Below are 17,121 nucleotides of genomic sequence, written 5' to 3' on the forward strand. Positions count from 1 at the left end.
AGATAACTCCAAATTAATTTTATATTGATTTGGAGTTTAGTTTTTTTATTAACCTTATTCCATTGACTAAATCGATAAGATATTAAAATATTTTGAATTAAATTAATTGGATATTCATTTTTTTTGCTTTTCTTTATAAATCATCATCTACGTTTATTGTGATCTCTATTTAAAATTATAAATGACCTTTTTTAGCTTTTACTGCGTTTGTCTTGCGAGTTGATATTATTTATAAAATACATTTGTTATGATGAGCATATTGAAAATAAATCGCTTCTAACGATTAAATTTTTCGTTAAGTTATATTATAGATTTGTCACTTTAGAATAAGGTGTTATTCATGAAACAAATAAACAAAAAATGGATTGTTATTGCAGTTGTGGTTGTTGTTATTGGTTTTATTTTGTGGCAGCAATTTAAGCCTGATGGCTATGGTGCTGATTTTACTAGTGGCAACGGACGTATTGAAGCTACTGAAATTAATATCTCTACCAAATTAGCCGGTAGAATTGAAAAGATTAATGTTGAAGAGGGCGATTTTGTCACTGCTGGCCAACCGCTAGTCATTATGCAAACTGATACGTTACAAGCGCAATTAAATGAAGCCCAAGCTCAACATCGACAAGCTATGAGTAATGAAGCGACATCAAAAGCACAAGTAGCTTTAAAAATGAGTGATAAAGTTGCTGCTTTAGCCGGTGTTACACAAAGAGAAAGTGACTTAGATATAGCCAATAAGCATTTACAACGTACTGCTGCACTTTATCAAAAAGGAGCGATTTCAGTACAACAATTTGATGATGATACGGCTAAAGTAAATAGTGCCAAAGCTGCATTAGATTCAGCTAAATCACAAGTTACCGCTGCTGATGCAGCGATTGAAGCTGCTCAAGCTGGCGTAGAAAGTGCTAAATCAGCGATAAATGTAGCGTTAGCGAATATTAATCAAATTCAAGCTGATATTAATGATAGTACCTTAACCGCTCCTGTTGATGGCCGTATTCAATATCGTATAGCCCAACCAGGTGAAGTTTTATCTTCAGGTGGAAAAGTATTAAATCTAGTCAATCTATCCGATGTTTATTTGACTTTCTTTTTACCAGAAACAATTGCGGGGAAAGTGGGTATTGGTGATGAAGTTAGACTTGTGTTGGATGCTCTTCCAGATAAAGCTATTTCAGCCAAAGTTTCGTTTGTATCTAGTGTGGCACAATTTACGCCTAAAACAGTTGAAACCAAAGATGAACGTCAAAAGTTGATGTTTAGAGTTAAAGCACAATTAAGTCCAGAATTGTTAAGATGTTATATTACTCATGTTAAAACCGGTCTTCCAGGCGTTGCATGGGTTAGACTTGATCCTAATACGGAGTGGCCTTCAGGTTTATCTGATGTTGCAAAATGCCAAACAAAATAATTGGAGATAGCATATGTCAGAATCGGATGTAAAGGATTTGAGGTTACTTGCTGAAGGTAAAACCATTGAAGATGCAGTTGTCAATGTCAGTAATGTAACATTACATTATAAAAAAACTTGTGCACTCAATGATGTCAGTATTGCTATTCCACCAAGATGTATGGTGGGATTGATCGGTCCCGATGGGGTGGGTAAATCGAGCCTATTGTCTTTGATCGCCGGCGCGCATGTTATCCAAGAGGGATTAGTTTACGTTTTAGATGGGGATATGAAAGATAAAACCCATCGTCAAAACGTATGTACCCGTATTGCTTATATGCCACAAGGATTAGGCAAAAATCTTTATCCAACACTGTCAGTCGAAGAAAATTTACAATTTTTTGCCCGTTTATTTGGTAATGATGCTGCCGAAAGACGGCGACGTATCGATGAGTTAACCAAAAGTACCGGCTTATATCCTTTCTTATCTCGGCCTGCAGGTCGTCTTTCTGGTGGGATGAAACAAAAGGTAAGTTTATGTTCGGCTTTAATTCATGACCCCGATTTACTGATCCTTGATGAACCAACAACCGGTGTTGATCCACTTTCTCGTGCACAATTTTGGCAACTCATTAATAAAATCCGTGAGCAACGTCCACAAATGAGTGTCATTGTTGCTACCGCGTATATGGATGAGGCACAAAACTTTGATTGGTTAGTGGCAATGTATGGCGGTAAGATCCTCGAAACAGGTACACCGCAAGCGTTGTTAGCCAAAACAGCAAAAGATAATTTAGATGATGCTTTTATTCAATTAATGCCTGAAGATGCTAGAGAAGGTTATCAGGCCGTTGAAATCCCTCCATTAGATTTAAATCAAGATTTAAAAGTAGCAATCGAAGCAAAAGGATTAACTAAGCAATTTGGCGATTTTATTGCGGTTGATCATGTTAATTTCTCCATAAAACAAGGTGAGATTTTTGGCTTTTTAGGATCAAATGGTTGCGGTAAATCAACCACCATGAAGATGTTAACTGGTCTATTACCAATTTCGTCAGGTGAAGCGTGGTTATTTGGTAAACCGGTTGATGCCAGTGATATTAATGTAAGACGCCATTTAGGTTATATGTCGCAGGCGTTCTCACTTTACAGTGAATTGACGGTTGAACAGAACCTTGTATTACATGCTCGTTTATTTGGTATTGAAGAAAGTAAAATACCGGCAAGAGTTGAGGAGTTAGTTAAGCGTTTTGGTCTGGAAAATGAATTGAAAAGTTTGCCAGATAGTCTACCGTTAGGCGTTAAGCAAAGACTTTCTTTATCGGTTGCTGTGGTGCATAATCCTGAAATTCTTATTCTCGATGAACCTACCTCTGGGGTCGATCCGATTGCTCGTGATGACTTTTGGCGTTTAATTATTGAACTTTCTCGAAAAGATAAAGTCACCGTATTTATCACTACCCACTTTATGAATGAAGCGGCGCGTTGTGATAGGATTTCATTAATGCATGCTGGTAAGGTTTTAGCTAGTGATACGCCAGATAATATCATTCATTCTAAAGATGCGAAAACCCTTGAAGAGGCCTTTATTCGATATTTAGTTGATGCCGGAGCAGATGATACTCATAGCGATGAAAAAATCAGTGAAGAGCCGAAAACTGTTCCGAATAAACCAGTTCAGACAGGTAATCAACATCTACAAGGATTTAGTCTAACTCGTTTGATTGGTTGTCTATGGCGTGAAACACTTGAGTTATCCCGCGATCCATTGCGCGCTTTATTGGCACTGTTAGGTTCAGCGATATTAATGTTGGTGATGGGCTATGGTATCACGATGGATGTTGAGGACTTAAATTTTGCAGTATTAGATCGTGATCAAACGATCACCAGTCAAAACTATATTACTAATTTATCTGGCTCCAAGCGTTATTTTATCGAGAAACCGCCAATCACAGATTATGATGATATGGACCATAGGATGAGAAGTAATGAGATAGCGTTGGCGATTGAAATTCCCCCTAATTTTGGCCGTGATATTCAACGCGGTGATCCAGTTAATATCGGTATCTGGATTGATGGCGCCATGCCGTTACGTGCCGACACGATTAAAGGATATGTACAAGGTATGCACCTTGCGTGGTTAAGTGACAAAATAAAAACCACTACCGGCACCGCATCTAGCTCATTGGCAAATATTGAGACCCGCTATCGTTATAATCCGGATATTAAAAGTTTGCAAGCGATGGTGCCAGCGGTCATTCCTATTTTACTCTTAATGATTCCGTCAATGTTAGCAGCATTATCCGTAGTGCGTGAAAAAGAGATGGGATCAATAATTAACTTATATGTAACGCCTGTTACTCGAACTGAGTTTTTATTAGGTAAACAGGTTCCTTATATTGTTATTTCCATGCTTAGCTTTTTATTGCTGTTGCTTATGGCGGTTACTATATTTGGTGTACCGATAAAAGGCAGTTTGCTAACTTTATGTTTAGCCGGATTAGCTTATTGTATTATTGCTACTGGTTTTGGTTTACTTGCTTCGACAGTAACACGTAGCCAAATTGCGGTTATCTTTTTAACCTGTGTTGGTACCATGTTACCGGCGATACAATTTTCGGGATTACTCAATCCAGTAGCATCATTAGAAGGGAGTGGGCGATATATTGGTGAAGTCTATCCAACTACCCATATGCTTATTATTGCTCGGGGTGTTTTCAATAAGGCATTAGGATTTTTTGATTTACATAACTCGATATTTACCTTACTGATTACTATTCCGATTATACTTGGTGCAAGTATATTCCTCCTCAAGAAACAAGAAGGATAGATATTATGCAAAGTTTTATTAATATTTATCGCTTAGGTATTAAAGAGTTATGGGGATTGATTCGTGATCCAATCATGTTATTGTTAATCGCCTACTGCTTTACGCTGGATATTTATACCGCAGCTACCGCAACTTCAGACTCACTTCATCATGCTTCAATTGCGGTGGTTGATGAAGATGATTCGCCTTTATCAAGGCAAATTATCGCAGCGCTTTATCCGCCAATGTTTAATAAACCAGTTAAATTAAATTCAATGGATGAAGTTGATCGCGGAATGGATACTGATAGTTATACTTTTGCATTAAATATACCACCTAATTTTCAACGTGATGTGTTAAATAACCAAAGTCCAGAAATTCAACTGAATATTGATGCAACCCGAATGGGGCAGGCTTTTGTAGGTAATGGTTATATTACGCAAATTGTCACCAGCGAAATAACTAAATACTTTAATCAAATTGATAAACCAACCAGTTTGCCGGTCAATATTGAGGTTCATGCAGCCTTTAATCCTAATTTAACCCGTTCTTGGTTTGGTTCTGTCATGGAGATTATTAATATAGTTACCACATTGTCGATTATTTTAACCGGTGCAGCGTTAATGAAAGAGCGCGAGCATGGTACTATCGATCACTTGCTATCAATGCCTGTGACACCATTTCAAATTATGATCTCAAAAGTTTGGTCAATGGGGTTGGTGGTACTAGTTTCGACTTGGGGTGCATTGTTAGTCGTTGTTCATGGTTGGTTAAATGTGCCAATTGAGGGCTCGATTACCTTATTTTTAGTTGGTGCTGCTTTGCATTTATTCGTGACAACGTCACTCGGTATCTTTATGGCGACGGTGGCTAAATCAACCGCACAATTTGCGATGCTATTTATTTTGATTCTTTTACCGTTACAGATGCTTTCTGGTGGTAGTACGCCAAGAGAAAGTATGCCTGAAGTGGTGCAAAATATTATGTTATTTGCGCCAACTACTCATTTTGTCGAATTAGGACAGGCAATTTTATATCGTGGAGCTGGTTTAAGTGTGGTTTGGACCTCGTATGCGTGGTTATTAGGAATCGGTAGTGTGTTTTTCCTTATTGCACTGAAACGCTTTCGTAGTTCAATTGTTAATATGGGCTCTTAATTTTATTAATAATAATGTGCAAAAATTAACTTTATTTGTACTTAACAATTTAGATTATTGAAGTTTTTTATGAAAAAGATTCATTTACAAAAATATATTATCGCAATTTTAGCTGTTATTGCTATTCCTTTTGCAATGGCTGAGTCTTCAGATAATGTTGATAGTAATACAACTGAAGCTATTCCTGTCTATGATTCAAGAACTGAATTTTTAGATATCAATAACAAGGCAACTGAATTTATTACCGTTTATAACAAAGAACATCATACTAATTTACATACTGTCGAAGTAAATGGAAAATATTATTTACCTCGTTGCCTTGTACCGTTAAAAGCTGGTTGGAAGAAAGCTGAAGTTCATGGTGGTAAAATTCCTTTTCGATATGTTATTTCTATTTCTTGTGAAAAATCGAAGGATGATAGATATAGAAAAAAATGGGATATTGATGTGTATGTTCGCAATGAACAAGGTAATTCAATTCAATCAATTGATTAAATTATTATCTTAGCGGTTAATCGGTTATCTATTTTACAAAAGGTAATTCATCCCAACGAGTCGTATATCGTTGGCTAAGTCGCTCTCGCTTGATTTGCCATGCAGCAGTTTGTCTGATACCACCTAAGTGAATAGTGTTTTTTCCCATTTTCTGATTAATGTAATCCATGGTTTTCATTAATTGTTCACTTTTGTGTTTTTCAGTTGCTGATGTTTCAGTGGTAAATAAATCCGATTGGTAATAATTATCTTTAGTTTTTAAATCAAGTAACATCACACCTGATTTCATAAATAAAAAACCTGGTTTATAAATGGATCGTAATCCTTTTTGGGCCGCATGAATAATAACTCTTGAATCATCGCTCGCCGACAATAATGGCACCACAACTGACGGATTATATTGCGCTAATTCAGGTCGAAATCGATTAGTTTTTAAAAACACTAGTACGGCATTGGCAACGGATTTTTGCTTTCTCAATTTTTCTGCGCCACGGCTTGCATGCACACGAATTGCTTCTTGTATATCAAATAGATCATTGGTTAAATGGCCAAAACTACGTGATGTCATAATATTTTTTTTAGCTGTATGCAGATCATCTAATTCAATACAATTTATACCACGTAGCTCAAGTACGGTACGCTCAAGGACAACTGAAAATGACTGCCTAATTTGTTTTATATCTGCTTGATATAAATCCCAAGCGGTATGAATGCCTAGTTCTTTTAATCTTTGCGCAATTCGCCAACCAACGCCCCATATATCTGCAACTGAGAATTGTTTTAAGATAGTTATTTTTTCTTCCTGAGCCGTCGGAAAACAATAAACACCTTGATGAATAGGGTGTTTTTTGGCGATATGATTAGCTAACTTTGCTAGCGTGCGAGTTGCGGCAATCCCGATACTGACTGGGATACCTGTATCACGTTTTACTATTGCTTTTAAATTTTGACAATGATTTAAAGCATGGCTAAACCCGTTTAGATGAATGAAAGCTTCATCGATCGAATAGAGTTCGATATCCGCAGTATAATGACGAACGGTATCAAATACTCGCTGACTCATATCACCATAAAGTTCATAATTAGAGCTTAATAAGGTAATTTTTTTTTGAATATGGGAGGGGATTTGATAGGCCGGCATGCCCATAGCAACTAACGGTTTGAGTTCATTAGAGCGTGCTATTACACAACCATCATTATTTGAAAGAATACCAATTGGTTTTCCTTCTAATTTTGGATTAAATACCCGCTCACAAGATGCGTAAAAATTATTACAATCAATTAAGCCAATCATGAGTGTCCCCGTTTACGTAGGGAATGAATGGTATGTATTACCACTCCCCAAATATGCACGTCTTTGCCGACTAATGAAATCGGTGGGTAAAGTTTATTGCCAGACAATAAATGATGTTCGCCGTTAATAAAACTTAAACATTTGCAGGTTAATTCACCGTCCACAGCAGCAACAACAATATCATCTATTTTCGGTTGTAAAGAACGGTCGACAACAAGGAGATCACCACTATAAATACCATAATCAATCATTGAGTCACCAATCGCTTTAATATAGTAAGTTGCACTAGGATGCTTCACTAAATGACTAGTTAGATCTAGTTTTGTTTCTAAATAATCATCAGCAGGAGATGGAAATCCAGCTCTTACTGGTGTATCAACTAAAGGTAAATAAACAGTGAGCGAACTATTAGCTTGCCCAAGGACAACACAATATTTATTCAAGAAAAGACTCCGAAAAATTAATAAAAACGAATAGTGCTGGATAATTCGTATTAAAAAACAATATATGTATAAATATACAGTATAAAATTCTTAATTCAATAAAAATGAGTGTAAAAAAATAAAAATAGATGATTAAAATAGGTATTAAATTACTATCAATAAGTAATATTCACTGATAAAAATAATCATGATTAATGTTGTTATTTATACGGCTAATGACTAGTATTAATAATAATTAGTTTTGGAAATTATATTTTTTGAGGATAGGAAAGAGGATATGATGAAATACAGTTTATTATTTTTATCGGTGTTAAGTTGTTTAGCATCTTCTGCTTATGCGAATTCAGAGAAAGCTAATGTCGAAGAGCGTTGTCACGCATTGGCAAATTTGGAATTAGATAATGCTAAAGTAGTAAATAGCGAAATAATTGCCGATCGTTTCTCACCAAGTTCTAAATTGGCTGATACTTTAAGAGGCGCTAAAGCTAAAGAAATTATGGATTTACCGCAGATTTGTCGCGTCGAATTATCCATTGAACCGGCTATTAATGTCGAAGTTTGGTTGCCTACTAATTGGAATCAGCGATTACAAGCAATAGGTGGTGGTGGATATGCAGGATTTATACCATTTGATAAATTAGCCGTAGCGGCTAAAAATGGTTATGTTGCAGCCGCTACAGATACTGGACATACAGGTAATTTAGTGGAAGGCAAATTTGTCTTTAAAGATGGTAAATTACAGGACGATTCGATAACTGATTTTGCTTATCGTAGTGTACATGAGATGACAGTAAAAACCAAACAAGTCATCGCCTCATATTATGGTCAAGCTGCTAATTATGCATATTGGAATGGTTGTTCAACTGGTGGAAGACAAGGGCTAATGGAAGCACAAAGGTATCCGGCTGATTATGATGGTTTGTATATTGCAGCACCAGCAATCCATTGGGATAAATTTGTACCAGCAGAAATATGGCCACAAGTTGTTATGCAACAAGAGCTAGGTAAACCGATCGATAGTGATAAACTGGAAAAAGTTAGAAAAGCGATTATTGAACTGGCTGATGAAAAAGATGGTATTAAAGATGGCTTAGTTAGTGATCCAGCAGCAGTAGAAATCAGTGATGAATTGCTAAATAAAGCAGGACTTGATAAGGACGAAGTTCGCACATTAAGAAAAATTTGGCAAGGACCAACAGATCAAAATGGCAAATCTTTATGGTTTAGCATTGAACCGACTGCACCACTTGATGTTTTAGCTAGTAATAAAGGGCCTTTTCCTATTCCAGAGGATTATTTAAAGTATTGGATTAAACAAGATCCTAATTTTGACTGGAAAACATTAGGTTACAGCGGTTTTGATAACTATTTTAATGAATCAGTAGAGTTATTCCGTCCAATAATGGGAACTGATAATGCCGATTTGAGCCAATTTAAAAAATTGGGTGGCAAAATGATTATTTGGCATGGTTTGAATGATCGCCTGATCGCACCAAAAGGAACAATTCAATATTATAATAATGTATTGAAGATTATGGGCGGTAAAGATTCAGTAGATGATTTTGCAAAACTCTACCTAGCTCCTGGTGTTGACCATTGTAATGGTGGCGATGGCCCAGATAAAATTAATGGTTTTGAGTCGCTCGTTAATTGGGTTGAGAAAAAACAAGCGCCAAACAGATTAATTGCTCAAAAAGTTGAAAATGGTCAGGTCATCCTAAAACGTCCTTTATGCCAATATCCACAAAAAACGATTTATCAAGGTAAAGGGGATACTAATAATCCTGAAAACTTTGTTTGTCAGTAATTAAATCATTAGCTAACCAATATATTTGGTTAGCTTTTTTATCCTTGCAAAAATAACTATTCAAATAATGACTAATTTTGCCGTTTTCTCGCTCGACAAATCGCTTGATGATTCTCATCGGCCCACTGTATTAATGTATTCATTGGTTTAAGAAATGATATACCAAGCTCAGCTAGAGCGTACTCTACACGAGCAGGGACTTGTGCATAAACGGTTCGAGTAATATAGCCATCTTTCTCAAGTCTTTTTAATGTCCGTGACAGCATTTGCCGTGATATATCACCAATTTCTCTATGTAACGAATTGAATCGCATAGCATTATGTTCTAATGATTTTAGAATTAACAGACTCCATTGATCGCCAATTCTATCGAGAACATCACGAATAGGACATGGATGGTCAAATTCAAATAGTTCACTTTTTGTCGTTTTAGCCATTGTCATAATTATCGTTATCTCGTTTGCCTAAACAGATTAAGTCACATTGAGTTGACCTAGTCATATTTATGTTACTTATTGTTTAATTTGATTTTTATTGTTACTATTCAAGCAGTCTATATTATAGACTAATAACGCATTATAGATAGAGTTTATCTAAATTAAAATAGAAATTGGAGTTGGTATGAATGTAATTAAAAAAAGCTTTGTTATTGGTATTTGTTTGTTGAGTTTTACTGGTATTGCCGTTGCAAAAGATCTAAAACAAAGAAATCTCGCTCAAGAGGAAGAAAATCGTACACTGGTTATCAATTTTTATAATAACTTCTTTAATAAGCATCAAGTGGCTGAGGCAACTAAAACGCTGGCTGAAGATTATAAACAACATAATCCCTATGTCGCTAATGGTAGGGCACCTGCGATTACGTATTTCGAAGGCTTCTTTAAACAAAATCCACAATCAAGTAATACTATAATTCGTTCATCAGTAGAAGGCGATATTGTATGGTTACATGTCCATTCTAAAATCAATAATGATGATCTTGGTAAAGCGGTAGTTGATATATTCCGAGTTAAAGATGGAAAAATAGTAGAACATTGGGATGTGATCCAAAATGTACCAGAGCAGGCAGAAAATAATAATACGATGTTTTAATGATTGATTCGATAACTTATAAGCGCCTTAATGGCGCTTTTTTATATTCAATTGAATTAAATTAATAGTCATCACCTTAATTGTTATTAATCTAGATATTTTATGCTAATCAATGTTATTGAAATTAGCTTTTATAAAGCCCTTATAAAGAAGGGCTTTGTTTTATATGTTTTATTATTCGTTAAGATAATTTTCAATAAAATCGAATTTACGAGCTACATAAATCATATCTTGAAATTGTTGTTGTGCTGGTTGGTCCGTTTTTTCGATCCATGCCTTAACTATAGGGTTATCTTTAAACGTTGGGTCAGATGCGTAGGCATATAAATAGGTTTCAATGACCTTAATTTCAGTAAATTTTAAATCAACTAAATAATGATAAGCCGCCAATAATCGCTGAAATAATTGAGTTGAGTTTTCATTAGGTAATGAAATATGCTCACTTTGTATATTGGTAATTAATTCATCGATATAACTATTCGCATCAACATGATAAATTGTTCTATTTAAAAATAGTGCTTCGGCTAATTTATCAGCGGCATCTTGAGTTATTTTTGCCTTTTGTTCTGCCGTTAATCTTGAGTTGCTTTTAATTGTTTGCGGCCCATTTTTAATCGCTTTCTTGGCTTCAATTTCACTTCGTGATGGATTGACATCAGGGTCATATTTTATTACAGCTATAATCGCCGCTGTGTTAACTAGAATTTTAGTTGCATCTAACAAAGTAGATTTATTGTTTATCATTTCAACCATTTTAATTCTCAAATTTTTATATTAATGTTATAGATTATAAATCGTTTTTCATAGGTAAAAGATCTGCTTCACGCAATTTCAATTCCACATTATTCATAGTTTTAATATCATTAATATTTTTTTGTATATTAGGAAAATGATCAAATAAAACAATGACAGTACCAACATGCTTATTCTCTTTTATAATTGGTATTAATTGATAAACTTCTGGATAATCTTTATGTTGTAATGGACTAGGTATGTAAGCCATTAAAGATAAGTTTATACGTGGCGGAAAGATATAAATTGAACTAGGAATTTCTCTACTATTCATAGTAATAAAGTTATGGCTAAATTTTTGTGCTAATCCAGTTATAAACGATGCCATTTTATCAATAATTTGTTTACTTTCAGGTAAATCAAAAGAAAAACCAACGGAAGATTTACCCGCCTGAAAACCTCCGATAGCTTTGTATCCGGAATAGAACATCAGATTACAATTAGATAATTTTTGACTATCGGCAAAACATAATAAAACACTGCCTCTTGTGTCGATTTGTTTACAAGCACGTGATAGTTTTTTTAATCCATATTCGGTAAATCCTTCAGGACTATAAATTAAAGCTTTAGGCTTACCTTTGGCTGTACTTCGAGTTGGATACCAGTGGGCATTGTCATCTATACAGTGTTGATAAATATTTAATATGTCATGTAGTTGTTGATTAAGATCGGTAAATACAATTTGCTGCTTTCTGGGAAGATGAATCTTAATATCAAATTGCGTCATGTTTATTTCCATGTAAACATCCTTATTTTTTATCTTTCATTTTTACAAATTAATCATAACATTATTTATCTTTAAAAATGAAAGTAGTTTTACTTATTATTTTTTAATTTAAATAAGCAAAAATTTAACGATTAAAAAGATTTAACTAGACTATTTAGTCTGTTTCTAATTGCGTTTGTAGTAGTCAATATTGATATTGCTAGCTTACTTTTAAATCTTCTATAAATAATATTTAACTTTTAAAATGAAAATATATTTTTATATTTTTGCTTTTATTTTGAAAATTTGAGAGCTTCGTCACAATAAAATTTGTTTCAAAAACTATACTAATAATACGTAGCGTAAAGTTACGAATATTGCAGTAAATAGAGAAAAATTATGGTTTCAAATCTTTTTAAGAATATTTTTCTTTGTATTGTATTTTGATAGTTGCATGATGATAAAGAATAAAAGATTGGATGATTTATTCTTTCCTATAAGGTTAATTATCATGCTTAAAATTAAGGAGCTCTTTCTATGAAAAAAATATCTAAACTCTTTTTTGTGTGTTTTCTATTTTTTTTCACTTTCGGCGCACATGCTAAGCAATATCATATAGGTGTTTCATTATTAACCCAACAACATCCTTTTTATATCTCATTAGCAGATGCTATAAAACAAAAAGCTCAACAGGAAAATGTTGATTTATCACTATCCATCGCTAGCCAAGATCTTAATAAACAAATTTCAGACATTGAAGATTTTATTATTAAAAAAGTGGATTTAATTATTTTATCACCGGTTGATTCAAAAGGTGTACAAGCTGCGATTATGAAAGCTGAAAAGGCGAATATTCCAGTTATTACTGTTGATGTTCCAGCCATTGGCGTCAAAGTAGTTAGTCATATTGCGACCAACAATTATGCTGGTGGTGTTACTGCCGGTGAGTTAATGGGGAAATTATTAAACGGTAAAGGAACGGTTGGTGTTATTGATTATCCTATGGTGCAATCGGTTGTTGATCGTGTTGATGGATTTAAAGAAGGATTGTCTAAAACTCCAGACGTCAAGATAGTGTCTATTCAAACAGGAATTACTCGTGCAGAAGCGCTTGTTGTTGCACAAAATATGTTACAAGCATACCCAGACTTAAATGGAATTTTTGGTTTTGGTGATGATGCTGCATTATCAGCGGTTATCGCGGCGAAATCTGTTAAAAATAATGATATAAAAATCATTGGTTTTGATGGCATGGATGAAGCAAGAAAAGCTGTAGATAAAGAAAAGACATTCGTAGCTGTAATTCAACAATATCCAAATAAATTAGGTGAAATCGCTGTAGCTACTGCAATTGACTATTTAAATGGTAAAAAAGTCGATGAAGTAATCCCAGTCACCCCTGGTGTATACACAGGAAAAGAATAATTCATAATAAGGGATAGGGTAATATCTATCCCTTCCACAAGGAATCAACTAATGAATAATATCATTTTATCTGTGGATTCTATTGCCAAAAATTTTGGTCCGATTCAAGCTTTGAAAAATGTTAGTTTAGATATCTACCAAGGTAGAGTTCATACGCTATTGGGCGAAAATGGCGCAGGAAAATCTACATTAATGAAAATTCTCGCCGGAATTTATCCGCCAAGTAGTGGAACAATTACCTATCAAGGCAATGTTATTACTATAAAGAATCCAACAGAATCAAGAAAGATAGGGATTGCTATTGTTTTCCAAGAATTGAGTTTAAGTAATAACCTAACGATTGCTCAGAATATTTATGCCAATAATGAACCAAATAAATACGGCATTATCTCTGATAATCAAATGATTAAAAATTGTAATGCATTATTTGCTGAGTATGGAATTAAGTTAAATCCAGCACAAATTGTTGGGACCATGTCTATGGCGCAACGGCAATTGGTTGAAATAGCTAAAGCACTTAGTTATGACGCAAAAGTATTAATCATGGATGAACCGACTTCATCATTAAGTGATAATGAAGCAGAACTACTCTTCAATATAATAGAGAAGCTTAAACAGAAAGGTGTTGCAATTATATATATTTCGCACCGGATGGATGAGATCATGCGTATCTCTGATGATATTTCTGTTATGCGTGATGGTGAGTATATTGCCACCCATCAAAAAAACGAAACCACCATCGATGAGTTGATTGCTGAAATGGTTGGCCGTGAAGTACAAAATATTTATCCACCAAAATTACCACATCAAATTCAGGATGATCCACCTTTATTAGAAGTTAGAAACTTAGATCATTCTAGAGAATTCAAAAATATTAGCTTTAAGGTGCATTCTGGTGAAGTAGTTGGCTTTTTTGGTTTAGTTGGTGCCGGTAGGTCAGAAGTGATGAAAGCGTTGTTTGGGGTAACTAAATACCAAGGTGAGATTTTTATTTCAGGTAAAAAAGTCCATATTAATTCACCAACTCAAGCCATTGAACATGGCCTTGCTTTCGTTACCGAAAATCGTAAAGAAGAAGGCTTGGTTTTGATGCATGATGTTCATTCAAATATTAATCATATTGCCTTTCAATATGAGCCATCTTTTATCATCAATAATAGAAAAGAATTATTAAATTCGACTAAATATATAAAAAAGATGGCTATCAAAACCAATAATCCATTCCAAGTAACCGGTAGTTTAAGTGGTGGTAACCAACAAAAAATCGTTATTGCCAAATGGTTAGTGAAGCCACCTAAAATTTTGATTTTAGACGAACCAACTCGGGGAATAGATATTGGTGCCAAATTGGAAATTTATAAATTAATAAGAGAACTATCATCAAAAGGTACTGCAATCATTATGATCTCATCAGAACTACCCGAGGTGATGTCTATCAGTGATCGTCTATTTGTTATGCGTAATAAAAAAATTGTAAAGGAATTTAATACTGAAGGGTTAACTCAACCAGAAGTAATGAATATAGCAACAGGAGCATCTGCATGAATACTAAAGAAAATACCTCGATGAATAATAGTAATTTTAAAGAATCTTTTTTTAAAGTATTCCGTCAATATGGGGGAATTGTTATCGGGCTAATTGCTTTATTCATTCTGTTTTCATTTATGAATAGTAACTTTTTAACGAGTACCAACATTATGAATATCGTCTTGCAAGTATCAATTATTGCGATTACTGCATTTGGTATGACATATGTATTGTTACTTGGTGATATCGATTTATCAGTTGGTTCAACTATAGCGTTAACAGGTACATTAGCGGCACTTGCTTTACTTTGGGGATTACCATTTTATCTTGCTATATCTATAGCCTTGCTACTTTCAATTGCTGTTGGTTTTATAAATGGTAGTTTAACGGCTCTTGCTGGTATTCCTTCGTTTATTGTTACTGTGGCAACCATGGGAATTTTCCGCGGAATTGCTTATATCATTACCGATGGTAAACCCGAGATGATTATGGATGATGTATTTCTTGAATTAGGTAATGGTGATATTTTTTCAATACCTAATCCAATATGGGTGCTATTAATATTATTATTAGTCAATCATTTTATCTTATCTAAAACAACATTTGGTCGAAAAATTTATATTACTGGTGGCAACAAAGAAGCTGCCGTTTATTCAGGAATTAATGTTAAAAAATTAAAAATACAAGTATTCATGATAACTGCATTAATGGCAGGGATCAGTGGGTTATTGTTAGCATCAAGACTCTATTCAGGTCAACCAAGTACCGCGCAAGGATATGAATTAGATGCTATTGCTTCAGCTGTTTTAGGTGGAACAAGCTTAAATGGCGGTCACGGCACAATTATTGGAACAATGATAGGCGCTCTAATCATCGGTGTTATTAATAACGGCATGAACTTGATGAACATTCCTTATTTTTATCAACTAGTTGTTAAAGGATTAGTCATTCTATTAGCTGTATATATTGATGTTCGTAATAAGAAAAATAGAGTTTAAGTGGAGTTGAATTAATATGAAAAAAGTATTTACACTAGGTGAAATTGTTGTCGAAATTATGGCTAACCAAAAAGGGCAATTATTTACTCATGATGGACTATGGAAGGGCCCATTTGCCAGTGGTGCTCCAGCAATTTTTATCGATCAAGTGGCGAAATTAGATGAACCAGCAGCGATGATAAGTTGTGTTGGTAATGATGGCTTTGGTGAGTTAAATATAAAAAAACTGGCTGATGATGGTGTTGATATCTCTCATATTAAAGTTATGGATGACCAAACTACCGGAAGCGCATTTGTAACTTATCATGAGGATGGTAGTCGGGATTTTATTTTTAATATAAAAAATGCTGCTTGTGCTCTGATTAATGAAGACATGGTTAGTCAAAAAATTTTACAAGATTGTGATCATCTTCATATAATGGGATCTTCATTGTTTTCTAAACAAATTCTTGATACCGCTAAAAAAGCTATAGCAATAGTTAAACAAAATAAGGGTATTATTTCCTTTGATCCTAATATCCGCAAGGAAATGTTAAATCTGCCTGGCGTGAAAGATGCGCTGTTAGCAATATTACAACAAACCGATATTTACCTACCAAGTGAAAGTGAAGTCACATTATTAGCCGATACGGATAATGAGAAACAAGCAATCGATTATTTTTTAAATAATGGTATATCGTCTATTGTTATAAAAAAAGGTGATAAGGGAGCGAGTTATTATTCAGCAAGTGAATCTTTTGATGTGCAACCTCATTTAGTTACCGAAATAGATCCGACTGGAGCCGGGGATTGCTTTGGTGGCGCATATGTTGCTTTAATTCATAAAGGTTTTACAGCCAAAAAAGCCTTAACTTATGCTAATGCTTGCGGTGCATTGGCGGTGACAAAACAAGGACCAATGCAAGGTACGTCAACATTAGAGCAGCTTGAAAAATTCCTACAAAAATAGTTTATTTCAATCATGATTAAGCCCCTAATAAGGGGCTTTTTAATTAACTTTTCAATAGAAAACAGTATATTATATTAATAATAATCAATAATTTTTATATATTGTTTTACGCCTTCAGCAATCAATAATATTGAAAGTAGCTACCAAAATTTCTGTTTATTTGAGTGACGTTGTCACTAATTTTAGGGCAAATCTTAACTAAAATTAGCTTACAATATCAAATAAAAAAATCTA

General features: G+C 34.3%; 15 protein-coding genes. 10 read left to right on the forward strand and 5 right to left on the reverse strand.

Annotated elements, in window-relative coordinates; translation table 11 throughout:
• Window positions 1-340 precede the first annotated feature (340 nt).
• From B6C84_RS08855 to B6C84_RS08870, 4 genes are all read left to right on the forward strand, one after another.
• The gene (locus tag B6C84_RS08855) at window positions 341-1,414 is read left to right on the forward strand and encodes an HlyD family secretion protein (RefSeq protein WP_086354153.1); all 1,074 of its coding nucleotides are present in this window, start codon (window positions 341-343) and stop codon (window positions 1,412-1,414) included.
• 13 nt (window positions 1,415-1,427) lie between these two features.
• The gene (gene rbbA, locus B6C84_RS08860) at window positions 1,428-4,223 is read left to right on the forward strand and encodes a ribosome-associated ATPase/putative transporter RbbA (protein ID WP_086354154.1); all 2,796 of its coding nucleotides are present in this window, start codon (window positions 1,428-1,430) and stop codon (window positions 4,221-4,223) included.
• Between the two features lie 5 nt (window positions 4,224-4,228).
• A complete protein-coding gene (locus tag B6C84_RS08865; protein ID WP_086320648.1) occupies window positions 4,229-5,359 on the forward strand; it encodes an ABC transporter permease in 1,131 nt (376 codons plus the stop codon).
• Window positions 5,360-5,428: 69 nt separating this feature from the next.
• A complete protein-coding gene (locus B6C84_RS08870) occupies window positions 5,429-5,854 on the forward strand; it encodes a hypothetical protein (RefSeq protein ID WP_086320647.1) in 426 nt (141 codons plus the stop codon).
• A 28-nt stretch (window positions 5,855-5,882) separates the two neighbouring features.
• Here the strand turns inward: B6C84_RS08870 and B6C84_RS08875 are convergent, their stop codons facing one another.
• Both B6C84_RS08875 and B6C84_RS08880 read right to left on the reverse strand, forming a co-directional pair.
• A complete protein-coding gene (locus B6C84_RS08875) occupies window positions 5,883-7,148 on the reverse strand; it encodes a Y-family DNA polymerase (RefSeq protein ID WP_086320646.1) in 1,266 nt (421 codons plus the stop codon).
• The gene (locus B6C84_RS08880) at window positions 7,145-7,591 is read right to left on the reverse strand and encodes a LexA family protein (protein ID WP_065612920.1); all 447 of its coding nucleotides are present in this window, start codon (window positions 7,589-7,591) and stop codon (window positions 7,145-7,147) included. Before B6C84_RS08880 ends, B6C84_RS08875 begins: the two co-directional genes overlap by 4 nt.
• 277 nt (window positions 7,592-7,868) lie before the next feature.
• Here B6C84_RS08880 and B6C84_RS08885 point away from each other — a divergent pair, with 277 nt between their 5' ends.
• On the forward strand, window positions 7,869-9,398 hold the full coding sequence (locus B6C84_RS08885) for a tannase/feruloyl esterase family alpha/beta hydrolase (protein ID WP_086320645.1): 1,530 nt from the start codon (window positions 7,869-7,871) through the stop codon (window positions 9,396-9,398).
• Between the two features lie 71 nt (window positions 9,399-9,469).
• On the opposite strand, the gene B6C84_RS08890 is transcribed toward B6C84_RS08885, so the two are convergent.
• The gene (locus B6C84_RS08890) at window positions 9,470-9,835 is read right to left on the reverse strand and encodes a winged helix-turn-helix transcriptional regulator (protein WP_086320670.1); all 366 of its coding nucleotides are present in this window, start codon (window positions 9,833-9,835) and stop codon (window positions 9,470-9,472) included.
• A gap of 184 nt (window positions 9,836-10,019) precedes the next feature.
• On the opposite strand from B6C84_RS08890, the gene B6C84_RS08895 reads away from it, so the two are divergent.
• A complete protein-coding gene (locus B6C84_RS08895) occupies window positions 10,020-10,490 on the forward strand; it encodes a nuclear transport factor 2 family protein (RefSeq protein ID WP_086320644.1) in 471 nt (156 codons plus the stop codon).
• Between the two features lie 174 nt (window positions 10,491-10,664).
• On the opposite strand, the gene B6C84_RS08900 is transcribed toward B6C84_RS08895, so the two are convergent.
• The gene (locus B6C84_RS08900) at window positions 10,665-11,243 is read right to left on the reverse strand and encodes a hypothetical protein (protein ID WP_086320643.1); all 579 of its coding nucleotides are present in this window, start codon (window positions 11,241-11,243) and stop codon (window positions 10,665-10,667) included.
• A 34-nt stretch (window positions 11,244-11,277) separates the two neighbouring features.
• On the reverse strand, window positions 11,278-12,021 hold the full coding sequence (locus B6C84_RS08905; protein ID WP_082205075.1) for an Imm52 family immunity protein: 744 nt from the start codon (window positions 12,019-12,021) through the stop codon (window positions 11,278-11,280).
• Between the two features lie 504 nt (window positions 12,022-12,525).
• Between B6C84_RS08905 and B6C84_RS08910 the strand changes: the two genes are divergently transcribed.
• The 4 genes from B6C84_RS08910 to B6C84_RS08925 are packed head-to-tail and all read left to right on the forward strand — an operon-like array spanning window position 12,526 to window position 16,887.
• Window positions 12,526-13,413 carry a substrate-binding domain-containing protein gene (locus B6C84_RS08910; protein WP_065578795.1) on the forward strand — a complete coding sequence of 296 codons (888 nt, stop codon included), beginning with the start codon at window positions 12,526-12,528 and terminating at the stop codon, window positions 13,411-13,413.
• Window positions 13,414-13,464: 51 nt separating this feature from the next.
• Window positions 13,465-14,958, forward strand: a complete 1,494-nt coding sequence (locus tag B6C84_RS08915) for a sugar ABC transporter ATP-binding protein (protein ID WP_086320603.1) — start codon at window positions 13,465-13,467, stop codon at window positions 14,956-14,958.
• Window positions 14,955-15,938: an ABC transporter permease gene (locus B6C84_RS08920; protein ID WP_198192066.1), complete on the forward strand. Its 984-nt coding sequence runs from the start codon at window positions 14,955-14,957 to the stop codon at window positions 15,936-15,938. Before B6C84_RS08915 ends, B6C84_RS08920 begins: the two co-directional genes overlap by 4 nt.
• Before the next feature lie 16 nt (window positions 15,939-15,954).
• A complete protein-coding gene (locus B6C84_RS08925) occupies window positions 15,955-16,887 on the forward strand; it encodes a sugar kinase (protein ID WP_086320602.1) in 933 nt (310 codons plus the stop codon).
• Window positions 16,888-17,121: the final 234 nt, after the last annotated feature.

This window comes from Gilliamella apis (assembly GCF_002142155.1).
Classification (GTDB): Bacteria; Pseudomonadota; Gammaproteobacteria; order Enterobacterales; family Orbaceae; genus Gilliamella; species Gilliamella apis.

Coding starts and splice junctions, on each gene's coding strand:
- B6C84_RS08855 (WP_086354153.1), top strand. CDS start 341: ATGAAACAAATAAACAAAAAATGGATTGTTATTGCAGTTGTGGTTGTT.
- rbbA (WP_086354154.1), top strand. CDS start 1,428: ATGTCAGAATCGGATGTAAAGGATTTGAGGTTACTTGCTGAAGGTAAA.
- B6C84_RS08865 (WP_086320648.1), top strand. CDS start 4,229: ATGCAAAGTTTTATTAATATTTATCGCTTAGGTATTAAAGAGTTATGG.
- B6C84_RS08870 (WP_086320647.1), top strand. CDS start 5,429: ATGAAAAAGATTCATTTACAAAAATATATTATCGCAATTTTAGCTGTT.
- B6C84_RS08875 (WP_086320646.1), bottom strand. CDS start 7,148: ATGATTGGCTTAATTGATTGTAATAATTTTTACGCATCTTGTGAGCGG.
- B6C84_RS08885 (WP_086320645.1), top strand. CDS start 7,869: ATGATGAAATACAGTTTATTATTTTTATCGGTGTTAAGTTGTTTAGCA.
- B6C84_RS08890 (WP_086320670.1), bottom strand. CDS start 9,835: ATGGCTAAAACGACAAAAAGTGAACTATTTGAATTTGACCATCCATGT.
- B6C84_RS08895 (WP_086320644.1), top strand. CDS start 10,020: ATGAATGTAATTAAAAAAAGCTTTGTTATTGGTATTTGTTTGTTGAGT.
- B6C84_RS08900 (WP_086320643.1), bottom strand. CDS start 11,243: ATGGTTGAAATGATAAACAATAAATCTACTTTGTTAGATGCAACTAAA.
- B6C84_RS08905 (WP_082205075.1), bottom strand. CDS start 12,021: ATGGAAATAAACATGACGCAATTTGATATTAAGATTCATCTTCCCAGA.
- B6C84_RS08910 (WP_065578795.1), top strand. CDS start 12,526: ATGAAAAAAATATCTAAACTCTTTTTTGTGTGTTTTCTATTTTTTTTC.
- B6C84_RS08915 (WP_086320603.1), top strand. CDS start 13,465: ATGAATAATATCATTTTATCTGTGGATTCTATTGCCAAAAATTTTGGT.
- B6C84_RS08920 (WP_198192066.1), top strand. CDS start 14,955: ATGAATACTAAAGAAAATACCTCGATGAATAATAGTAATTTTAAAGAA.
- B6C84_RS08925 (WP_086320602.1), top strand. CDS start 15,955: ATGAAAAAAGTATTTACACTAGGTGAAATTGTTGTCGAAATTATGGCT.